Genomic DNA, 10,380 nt, shown 5'->3' on the forward strand with positions numbered 1-10,380 from the left:
CTCGCATCAAAGACATTCGACAAATAGGATTCCTCTCGCCTCGCTACTGTGGTTTATGGCGGCCGGGAGGAGTGCCCATGTCACGTCTATTTTGGCTTGCCGAAGAGCAGGTTGTACAGATTGCGCCGTTCTTTCCCAAGGAACGTGGCGTTGGTCGTTCCGATGACAGAAAGGTTCTGAGCGGAATTATCTACGTCATTAAGAACGGGTTGCAATGGGTCGATGCACCCCTCGTCTATGGGCCGCACAAGACGCTCTATAACCGGTTCAAGCGTTGGTCAGAGAACGGCGTGTTCGAGCGCACCTTCGAAGAGCTGGTCACGCCGCAAAACGATGCGGGAAATATCCTGATGATTGACGCCACGCACCGGAAAGCCCACCGCACAGCTTCCAGCCTAAAAAAGGGGGCGACGAACCAAGGCTGATCGGGCGTACAAAAGGCGGTCTGAATACGAAACTGCATGCCTTATGTGACAAACTTGGGCGACCAGTGCGACTTCACCTGACAGAAGGACAACGTAGTGACTTCAAGGGCGCAGATGTCCTTCTCAAAGACTTGCCAGAGACTGAAACCCTGATTGGGGATCGCGAATACGACAGCAACAAAATCCGCGCGATGCTTGCGGAACAAAAGATCTCATCCTGTATTCCGCCAAAGAAAAACTGAAAGGAAACAATCAAATACTGCAAGGCCACGTACAAAACCCGTCACAAGGTGGAAAACCTGTTTGCCAAGCTGAAAGACTGGCGGCGCATTGCGACACGCTATGACCGATGCGCCCATACATTCCGATCCGCAATCATTCTCGCAGCAACAATCATCTTCTGGTTATGAGTCCTGACCCTAGTTTGAACAGTTGCGCTTGTTTGATCAAATCTCGGGAAATCGCATTTTTGTTGTTAAGATTTCGTTAATAAAAAACCGCTTGCCAGAATCGCAATTCACTTAATAATAGCGATATTAAATTTGTTCATGGCCTTTTGTCGCCAGAACTAAAGCGGGGATCGCAAGTGACGCATTTTGAGCCGTTTGCACTGGACGACAAAATACTTGGCCAAGGCTTTGAAATTTCGCAGACCCTAGATCAGCTTCGTCTCGAAGTATTCCCACCGGACGCGCGAAAGACGCTCAAAAGGTTCCCAGTCCAAGAGGTCGCTACGTATTTGGGAACGAGTGTGAACAATCTCAAGCGACTTCATTTGGAAGGCAAAGGCCCTGTTCCTGAAATTACCGGCGGTGGACGTAGATACTATTCTGCCGAACAAATTGAAGAAGCTCGACAGTTTCTCGACAAAACCGGTAAATCGGCGTCGAAGAAATATGTTCCGCAACGACGAGACAACGACAAGCTTCAGGTCATTGCTGTCGTAAATTTCAAAGGTGGTAGCGGCAAGACTACGACTACTGCACACCTCGCCCAGCACCTGTCGTTAACTGGTCACCGTGTGCTTGCTGTCGATCTTGATCCTCAGGGCTCGCTTTCTGCCTTGCATGGATTTCAACCCGAGCTGGATAAGAACCTATCGCTATATGATGCAATTCGCTACGACGAAGAGCGTAAGGATATCCAAGCAACCATTCAGAAGACCAATTTCCCCATGCTGGACATTATTCCGGCAAACATCGAACTCCAGGAATTTGAGTACGATACTCCTGTTGCGATGCAAACATCCAATGAAGGGAAAACATTCTTCTCTAGAATCGCTCGATCTCTAGAACACATCGATCCAAATTATGATGTTGTCGTTATCGATTGTCCTCCGCAGCTTGGCTATTTGACTTTGACTGCGCTTTCAGCGGCATCTGCAATCCTTATCACGGTGCATCCGCAGATGTTGGACCTCATGTCTATGAGCCAGTTTCTGTTGATGCTGGGAAACATCACGCGAACTCTGAGAGATGCTGGTGTGGCTGTTGAAATGGATTGGCTGCGGTACCTAATTACGCGGTACAACCCGTCTGACGTACCACAGCGTCGAATGGTTGGACTGATGGAGACAATTCTCGCTCAAGACATCCTTGAAAACCCCATGTTGAACTCAACGGCGATTTCCGACGCAGGTCTTACTAAGCGCTCTCTCTATGAATTGGAGCGTGGAGCGGTCAATCGAGCGACTTACGACAGGGCTTTGGACTGTATGCAAACAGTCAATTTCGAAATCCAAGGTCTAATTCACCAAGCATGGGGACGATAAATTGAAGTTGTCGGCCGACAACTTGGACAAAAAGGCATTGAACGACAGTCCGTTACAGAAAACTTGACAGGGTAAACGAGTGAGCAAGAAGAACCCGTTTGAGGGCCTCATGGAAAAGAAAAAGAACGGTGCATCTGTACCGCGAACTGACTTTCCAATGATGGGGGCCGGGCGATCAATCATGGGCTCTATCGATGAACTCACTCGGAAGGCGGACTTAGCGACTTCCGGTGAGGCCATTGTAGATCTCGATACTGCGGACGTTGATCCATCGTTCATTCAAGACCGACTGGATGACGGCGAAGACTTCGAAGAGTTTGTGAGATCGATTGAAGACAAGGAACAACAGCAGCCCGCTCTTGTGCGACCCCATCCCCAGGATCGCGCTCGTTATATGCTTGTCTTTGGTCGTCGCCGCTGGAAGGCGGCGCGACGGCTTAATCGAAAACTCAGGGCAGTTGTCAAAGAAATCTCGGACCTTGAGCATGTTATCCTTCAGGGTCAGGAGAACTCAGCACGGGCTAATCTTTCGTACTTGGAGAGAGCTGTATACGCGAAACAGTTGTCCGATCGGGGTTATGACACTCTAACAATGTTGGCGGCTTTGTCTTGCGACAAGTCAGCTCTTTCAAAATTGTTGTCCGTGGCTTCCATTCCTTCCGACATACTCGAGCATTTTGGTGCGGGGCATGGTGTAGGAAGAGACCGATTCTATGAGCTAAAGCGGCTGCTAGACTATCCAGGGTTCAGTGCATTGGCGACCAAGAAGCTCTCGGAATTCGCTGACGAGGAACCAACTGAAAGATTGTCAAAGTTGATTTTGTTCCTTCAATCACAGAAGCAGCGACGTAAGTCGAAACGGAAGGCCACTCCTAGAAGATGGACTTCGGACGACAGTTCAATTTTCGTCCAAACCTCAGGAAATAAGCGCAAGTTCTCTATTGCGTTGAACGCTGAGTCGGGGGCGGATGTGAGCAGTTTTGGCGAGTTTATTTCAGATCAACTGCCAGAGTTATACACCCAGTATTTAAATCAGAAATCGAGTAAGGAGGAATAATGGAGAACGGCAGCTAACGAAAGAACCCGCCACAAGGGCGGGTCCAAATCTGAGATAAGCGCAAGTGCCTATGCTCTATGTGTTGCAGCTAGAATCATAGAATCACTTGTGGCGCAGTGCAAGTTCTGTCTTCGTGCAGAGCACGATTTCTTGCGTCTTTCTGCTTGTCTCGCATCTAAAATTCTTGTGACCGGTCGCGTTTATCCGCTTCCGGCAAAGGAGGACTTATGTCTTCGTCTCAGCAGATTGCGAGTTTTCGCAAGGTGTCTGCCGGGATCCTTGCGAGCGCGCATCTGGCGTCCCAGGAAGACCGGCCAACGGTCACCAAAAAGGAAATCTCCCTGGTCCTCAAACGCGTTGCGCCAGCGCTTGGTATCGACGGCACGGCCTATCACGTTCTGGATATTCTCCTGGGGCTTGTGCAGCCTGACGATTTCCAGACCGGAAAGCGGCCGGTAGTGGCGATCTCAAATCTGCGGCTTGCGGAATACACGCGTCGGACGACGCGAACGGTCACACGCTGCCTGAAGAAGCTCGTCGAAGTTGGGATACTCGCCTATCGGGACAGCCCGACGGGGCGGCGCTATGTTTACCGTGGTCGGGCAGGGGAAACCGAGCAAGCCTACGGCCTGGACTTCACTCCAGCTTGTTTCAATCTGGAGGCATTTAAAGCTCAGGCGGATGCGTTCCAGAGCCGTATCAAGGCGGAGCAGGAAGCCAGGCGGGCCGTAACACGGTTTTCACGGGCGATCAGCGATATGGCCGAGCTAGAGCCTTCGGAGTATCACGGGTTTGCCACTCGCGCACATTCCGTAGTGAACCGTTCTGAACTGACAGCGCTGGAAAAGGCGACGATTCTGGAATCGCTTTATCTCGATATCCTGGCTTACCATGAAGCCCAGTCATCGAATCTAGAGAATAAAATGTCACGCGCGGGTGACATGAATGTCAGTCCCTTATTTATTACAACCCAAACCGACTCTCTTGGAAGTAATTCAAAACGGACTTGCTCTAACGAGCAAGACACTGAATCTACCCCTGACAACGCCTCTGGCGTTGAAATGGCTCTTGAAAATGAGCCTTGCGGCGAGCGCACGGAAACACAACAGCCGAAATCACAAGCGGAAGGGGCAGGAGGAAGCAAATTTCCCGAAACGAACCTGGATGGCGTTTCCATAGGGCTCATTCAGTCTGCATGTTCATTCGTACAGGCAGAAACCGGGGTCAGCTTGAGCAGTTGGCCAGCTCTTTGTGGAACTGCTGAGCAGTTGCGCCTGCTGATCGGTCTCAGTCCGGCCGGTTATCAGCTCGCTGTCGAGCGACAAGGCAGATATCTCGCCGCTGCCTGCCTTGCGGTTGTTGCCGAGAAGGCTTTACGGGATCCGGAGCAAATTGCCTCACCCGGCGGATATTTCCGCGCCATGATCGACAGGGCTGGCGAGGGCAAACTCCACCTCCACAAATCCCTGCATGGGCTGGTGTGAGGCCATCGCGATGGTCTGGCAGGAGATCAGTGCCGGCGCTGGAGTTCCGATCTCGAACTCAAACTGCCTCGAGCAAACCGGTTCGCTTTGCCCGGTCGATGAGGTTCTTGACGGAAGAAGGTGACCATTTTGTTCCACCTCGTGGAGTGCGCTCATGCAGTCGTTCAAGTTGACTGGCGATTTCGCGCAAGGTGAGCTGCGGATTGGACGAATGGATCCCGGCTACCAGCGTCATCAACCGGTCCTCTGCTGGACGTGGGGGGGACTTTTTGAGCAGGTTCTTGTCAGCCATTCCTTCAGTGATCATCCATTTCACTGCCCGGCGCAACCGCTCAGGTGTCCAGTCATATCCTTGGTTTTTGAGGTATCGAGCGATATCGTCCCAGGTATGATCCGGGCGCATACGCCGGACAATAGGAAGCCACTGGTCTGCCGTTGCCTGAATGCGCTCCCCATACGCTGCCTTCTGGGCGGCTGTCATCTTGGCGAGCATTTCGGGGTTACGCGTCCGAATTCCTGGATTGCCGGGTAACTTCCCCTTGGCCTTTGCAGCCTTAATGCCGGCCTTGGTACGCTCGGAAATCAAGGCGCGTTCGAGCTGCGCAACTGCGCCAAGAACCTGCAAGGAGAACATGCCCTGAGGCGTCGTCGTGTCGATCGGATCGCTGAGCGAGCGAAAATACGCACCTTTTGCGTTGAGGTCCTCAATGACTTCCAATAAATGGGTTACCGAGCGGGCAAGACGATCCAGTCGGACGACGACCAGTGTTTCTCCAGCACCAATATCCCGTACAAGCTTTGCAAGAGCTGGGCGGGCACGTGAAGCTCCGGATCCAAATTCCTCCACGATGGTCTCGCAGCCTGCCGAGCGCAGTTCCAGTTCCTGTGCGTGCGTGGTTTGCTCGTCCGTGGAGACACGTGCATAGCCAATTAACCGGCCCGTTGGCTTTTTCATGGGCTTTCAACTTGGATAGTCAGAGAGAATTAAAGCGGACTTGTATTTTGTAGAGGAGGGCACACCGCGAGTGGGAAATAACATCAACTTCAGCCTTTTCTCCTATCGGTTTCCGCAACTGACTATCTCTTGTTCAGGTCAATAGCGTTGTTGCCTGTCCTTGTTTCGAAACCACGTCGATTGCCCGCTTGTCAAAGGACACAAATGTCTCTCCGCCAAGCCAATTGCCTTCATAGGCTATAATTCCATCAGCAAAATCGCCACCAGCCTCATGGACTGCCAGGCCAGCTTCGACCGCAGGACGGTTCATCACCACGTTTCCGGCCTCCAGCAAATCACGTATTGTCTGCGCAACGTCTTCTTTTGAAAGTTTGGCTCCGCGGCGCAATATCCAAACAAGTTCACACAGGCAGGGGAGAGGAACAGCAATCAGCGATGCCTCCCTCAACATCTTGCTTGCCGTTTCCGCTTGATTAGCATCATCCTGTAGTACGGCACGGGCGAGAACATTCGTGTCGACAGAGATCCTCATTCTGTTCCCGTCCAACCGGATGCAGCGAGTTCATTCATCTCCTCAATCGTCAAAGGCCGTTCAACCTTTCCGGCGTGCCTACCTATAAAACAGTCAATCGTGCCGCTTGGCCGAGCAGCTCTGATCCGCAGTTCTCCACCTGGTAATTTGTCGAAATCAATTCGTTCTCCTGGCTTGATACCTAGGTGCTGTAGCAATTCCCGCTTAAGCGTAACTTGCCCTTTCATTGTGACTGCCAGCGATGTCATGAGCGTATTCCTGATTACTGATTTGCTCCAAATGTAATTGAAAAAAACATTACCATCAAGGTGTCGCGTCATAATTCCAAATCAAGAAAATATCGATAACTGATCGTTTGTAAACGTCTCTTGAGTGCCTTTCTGCCCCCCGAAAACGCCAAAAGCCCCGGAAAAACGGGCCCTCTCGTCGATCTGAGCGCTGATTGCGGGGTCTCTGTTCAATCCCGGAGGCTGGAGCGCTCATTATATATAGAGGGGCCAAAAGACTTCCGGTGTGACGGAAGTGAATAGTATTATAACTTCCGTATCAGATTTGGAGCGACGTGTTATCAATGGTTTATGAAATCGGAAAATTGAACCACGAGACCCTCCTGGGGCCGATAGCTGCCGCTGAGGATGCTCTTGCCCGGCTCGATGAGCGCGTGCCCCGATCCGAGGTTGGGGCGGGCTTTGCCGAGCGGGCGGACTTCTTCGATTCCATTTGCAGTATGTGGGTTGGCGGCGAACTCGTCTATCTCGAGGACCTCGTTCTCCACGACGCACAGATGGACATCGCGCGCCGAGCCATGAGCTTGTCATCGCGCACCGCATCGTGCGGGCGCGGCGCCGGGTCTCGAGGAACGATCCTGGCTGGGCGATTTCGCGTTCGGGTGTGATGGCACTCGCCGGAGTTGCCGAGGAACCCTCCGCCGAAGCCGAACCGGCCGACAGGGGAGGGGAGGGGGTGGAGCTCGACCTACTCGATCACGATGCACTGTCGCCCGAGCTGGCCGAGATCGATGAGGTCCTCGCTCGCACCCAATGGCTGGTCGATGGCAATGCGGCTGTCGAACAAAGGAAGCGAGAACCTGAGATCAGTGTCGGCGAGCTGCTCATTCGCGACCCAGATTGGGATGAAGGTGAGCGTATCGGTGAGTGGCTCGCGCTGGTCAAGAAGGTCGAACCACTTCCGGCCACTCTAGCCGCTGCACTTCTCTGGGATGCATGGGAATATCTCGAACCCCTGCAGCGCCAGCACTGGCTCGGGCAGGTGCTCGTTTCCGATTACCTCAGATCGAGAGGAAAGGTACGGTCACACCTTCTAGCCTTCTCCGTGGGGCTGCGTGAGATGCCCCGTGAGCGCTTGCGCACGAGGAAAAGAACAACCAGGCTGATCGCATTTCTCGACTCGATGACCGCAGCGGCTTCCAAAGGAATGAAGGATCTTGATCGTCTAACGCTTGCAAAACGACAACTTGAGCGACGAACTGAAGGCAAGAGAACCAACAGCAGTCTGCCGGCTGCGATCGAACTCATTTTGTCGCGACCGATTGTATCCGCGCAGATGGTCGCGAAGGCGGCAAACATCACGCCGCGAGGGGCGCTCAATCTCGTCAACGAGCTGGGTATCCGCGAGATAACAGGCAGGGGACGATTTCGCGCATGGGGGATTATTTGAAATGTCAATGTTCGCCACTTTTCGAGGAGAGTACCGCAAAGAGCGGGGCAATCATGCGGCTATAGGCGTAACGACCTGAGATTTCAGACTGGAATACCACTGCTCGAGCTTGTCGCGGCCATAGTGCCGAGCTGACCTTACGGCAAGTGTGTTTACTTTCAGGCATTCAACGCGTAGATACTGCACGGAAACCCATTTTAGACACGGCATTCCATGCACCAGACTGGCACTCTTCCCAGGCATATCCGGCTCCTCAAGCAAAAGGCGGAAAGGATATTCAAGGGCGGTCTATCGGGCACGAAGAAGCTTGATGGGGCGGCGGTTCTGGCTGCCTATGCCCGTTGGGCTCCCATTTATGATTACATTTTCGCTGGCCCCCTGTTTTGGGGGCGGCGTGCGGCGGTCAAACATGTCAACCAGCTTCAGGGCCACGTGCTTGAGGCGGGCATTGGCACAGGCATGTCGCTTCCGCTTTATGGCAGCCACCTGAAAATTACAGGTATTGATCTTAGCGAAGACATGCTGAAGCAGGCTCGGGCGAAAGCGGCGGGCAGAGATAACGTGGATCAGCTGCAAGTTATGGACGCTGCGGATCTGTCTTATCCGGATGGTCATTTCGACGTGGTTGTCGCCATGTTCGTTATTACGGTCGTGCCAGACCCCGAAAAGGTTATCCGGGAATTGGAACGTGTGACGAAACCGGGTGGAACGGTAATCTTTGTCAATCACTTCTCCGCAGAGGCCGGGTTGCGTCTGACCGTGGAGAGAGCCTTGAAACGCTTCGGTCATCGGCTCGGCTGGAACCCGGACTTTCCAAAAAGCCGGGTTCTGGATCGAACAATCTTGCTCCCGGAATGTGAGGAAACCCTGCCGCCGTTCAAACTGTTTACGCTTCTGCGGCTGCGCAAACCTGATTGATGAAGATACAGTGTTTTCATTTATTCATGAGGTATAATCCTGCAGCTTGGAGGAAATTCTACCTTCCCACATCAAAGCAAGCGGCGTGGCTTCTACATCATCAGGCCTGATTGCCAACTTTTTAGCCGCTTTGTGCAGACCTGAACTACAAGACAAAAATGAACGGGCAGAGCCCGAAGAACCTCACAGCGTTGACCGGCAAAGCCGAGTTTTTCCTCAAAGCGGACGCTGCGTGAACGGCATAGCCGAAATGGGGCGCACTGCGCCCGCAAGTTTGCATATTTGCACAAACAGCCCAGTCGCAGAGCGAACCGAGGCCGTTTGATGCCAAATGCAACTTGCCAAGGGAGGGCCCTTGGAACCCCAGCCGCGAAGCAAACCAAAAATGGCTTTTCATTACCTCAAATTGACAATGAAACAGGCTTCTATACTTTAAATACTAAGGAAAATCATCGTTTTATTGATTTCTTTTGATCGGTGAATTGTGGTTCACCGTACAGAAATTTTTTTGTAAACATGGGCAACGAAAACAAGAATTTGGGAGTATGTGATTTGAGCCAAAATCATGATCAGCTTGTCGGACTGATTTGGAACATAGCCAACAAGCTGCGCGGGCCATATCGCCCCCCTCAATACAGACGCGTGATGCTGCCCCTGACAGTGCTGCGGCGAATGGATCTGGTTCTCGCACCAACCAAGGACAAAGTGCTTAAGCAGTACGCCAAGTTGCAAGCACAGGGGCACAGCGAAGACGCAGTCCACAAAATTCTAGGAAAGACCGCCAGCGGTGACCGTGAACAACCGCTCTACAACGTCAGCCAGTATGATTTTGAAAAACTTCTCGGTGACCCAAACAATATTGCTCGTAATCTGGTCACCTACATCGAAGGTTTCTCGCCCAAGGCGAAGGACATCTTTTCGAAGTTCGGGTTTGACGCTGAGATCGAGAAACTTGATAACGCCAACCGGCTGTTCATGATCATCAAAGAGTTCACCGACCCAAGAGTCGATCTGCATCCAGATCGCGTCAATAACCTCCAGATGGGTTATGTCTTCGAAGAGCTGGTGCGTAAGTTCAACGAACAGGCCAATGAGGAAGCTGGGGACCACTTCACCCCACGTGAAGTTATCCGTTTGATGGCCCACCTCATGTATACCGAGGATGAGGACGTCTACACGCCCGGCATCGCCCGCACGATCTATGACCCGACTTGCGGGACTGGCGGCATGCTCTCGGTGTCCGAGGAATACATCCGCGAGCAGAACCCCCAGGCCAACCTGATCCTCTACGGTCAGGAGTACAACGCCGAGTCCTACGCGATTTGTTGTTCTGATCTGCTCATCAAGGATGAACCGATCGACAACATCCACTTCGGTGACACGTTGGGCGACGGGAAATCTGAGGACGGGCATCCGGACAAGAAATTCCACTACATGATGGCCAACCCGCCTTTCGGCGTGGAATGGAAAACCCAGCAATCCATTGTTCAGAAAGAGCTGACGCGCTTGGTTCTCAGCCGCTTTGGCGCAGCACACGCGTATCACGATGGTGCGCTGCTGT

At 52.6% G+C, this 10,380-nt stretch carries 8 protein-coding genes and 2 pseudogenes; 7 read left to right on the top strand and 3 right to left on the bottom strand.

Features of this window, described 5'->3' with window-relative positions:
* The first annotated feature begins 77 nt into the window (after window positions 1–77).
* From TRICHSKD4_RS29915 to repC, 4 genes and pseudogenes are all read left to right on the top strand, one after another.
* Window positions 78–835, top strand: a pseudogene (locus TRICHSKD4_RS29915) (IS5 family transposase).
* Between the two features lie 176 nt (window positions 836–1,011).
* On the top strand, window positions 1,012–2,196 hold the full coding sequence (repA, locus tag TRICHSKD4_RS26655; protein WP_009469587.1) for a plasmid partitioning protein RepA: 1,185 nt from the start codon (window positions 1,012–1,014) through the stop codon (window positions 2,194–2,196).
* Between the two features lie 79 nt (window positions 2,197–2,275).
* The gene (gene repB / locus TRICHSKD4_RS26660) at window positions 2,276–3,253 is read left to right on the top strand and encodes a plasmid partitioning protein RepB (protein ID WP_040617613.1); all 978 of its coding nucleotides are present in this window, start codon (window positions 2,276–2,278) and stop codon (window positions 3,251–3,253) included.
* Between the two features lie 227 nt (window positions 3,254–3,480).
* Complete coding sequence (gene repC / locus TRICHSKD4_RS26665) at window positions 3,481–4,737, top strand: plasmid replication protein RepC (protein ID WP_009469589.1); 1,257 nt, start codon at window positions 3,481–3,483, stop codon at window positions 4,735–4,737.
* 58 nt (window positions 4,738–4,795) lie between these two features.
* Here the strand turns inward: repC and TRICHSKD4_RS26670 are convergent, their stop codons facing one another.
* From TRICHSKD4_RS26670 to TRICHSKD4_RS26680, 3 genes are all read right to left on the bottom strand, one after another.
* Window positions 4,796–5,692 (bottom strand): recombinase family protein, encoded by an 897-nt coding sequence (locus TRICHSKD4_RS26670; protein WP_009469590.1) that lies wholly within the window; start codon window positions 5,690–5,692, stop codon window positions 4,796–4,798.
* 133 nt (window positions 5,693–5,825) lie between these two features.
* Window positions 5,826–6,224, bottom strand: a complete 399-nt coding sequence (locus TRICHSKD4_RS26675; RefSeq protein WP_040617614.1) for a type II toxin-antitoxin system VapC family toxin — start codon at window positions 6,222–6,224, stop codon at window positions 5,826–5,828.
* Complete coding sequence (locus tag TRICHSKD4_RS26680) at window positions 6,221–6,472, bottom strand: AbrB/MazE/SpoVT family DNA-binding domain-containing protein (RefSeq protein WP_009469592.1); 252 nt, start codon at window positions 6,470–6,472, stop codon at window positions 6,221–6,223. Before TRICHSKD4_RS26680 ends, TRICHSKD4_RS26675 begins: the two co-directional genes overlap by 4 nt.
* Window positions 6,473–6,795: 323 nt before the next feature.
* Between TRICHSKD4_RS26680 and TRICHSKD4_RS26685 the strand changes: the two are divergent.
* From TRICHSKD4_RS26685 to TRICHSKD4_RS26700, 3 genes and pseudogenes are all read left to right on the top strand, one after another.
* Window positions 6,796–7,901: pseudogene (locus TRICHSKD4_RS26685) on the top strand (RHE_PE00001 family protein).
* Window positions 7,902–8,114: 213 nt separating this feature from the next.
* The gene (locus TRICHSKD4_RS26690; protein WP_009469596.1) at window positions 8,115–8,819 is read left to right on the top strand and encodes a class I SAM-dependent methyltransferase; all 705 of its coding nucleotides are present in this window, start codon (window positions 8,115–8,117) and stop codon (window positions 8,817–8,819) included.
* 552 nt (window positions 8,820–9,371) lie between these two features.
* A partial coding sequence (locus TRICHSKD4_RS26700; protein ID WP_247642869.1) for a class I SAM-dependent DNA methyltransferase occupies window positions 9,372–10,380 on the top strand: 1,009 nt, incomplete at its 3' end.

Source organism: Roseibium sp. TrichSKD4 (assembly GCF_000148725.1).
Lineage (GTDB): Bacteria > Pseudomonadota > Alphaproteobacteria > Rhizobiales > Stappiaceae > Roseibium.

Coding starts and splice junctions, on each gene's coding strand:
- repC (WP_009469589.1), top strand. CDS start 3,481: ATGTCTTCGTCTCAGCAGATTGCGAGTTTTCGCAAGGTGTCTGCCGGG.
- TRICHSKD4_RS26670 (WP_009469590.1), bottom strand. CDS start 5,692: ATGAAAAAGCCAACGGGCCGGTTAATTGGCTATGCACGTGTCTCCACG.
- TRICHSKD4_RS26675 (WP_040617614.1), bottom strand. CDS start 6,224: ATGAGGATCTCTGTCGACACGAATGTTCTCGCCCGTGCCGTACTACAG.
- TRICHSKD4_RS26680 (WP_009469592.1), bottom strand. CDS start 6,472: ATGACATCGCTGGCAGTCACAATGAAAGGGCAAGTTACGCTTAAGCGG.
- TRICHSKD4_RS26690 (WP_009469596.1), top strand. CDS start 8,115: ATGCACCAGACTGGCACTCTTCCCAGGCATATCCGGCTCCTCAAGCAA.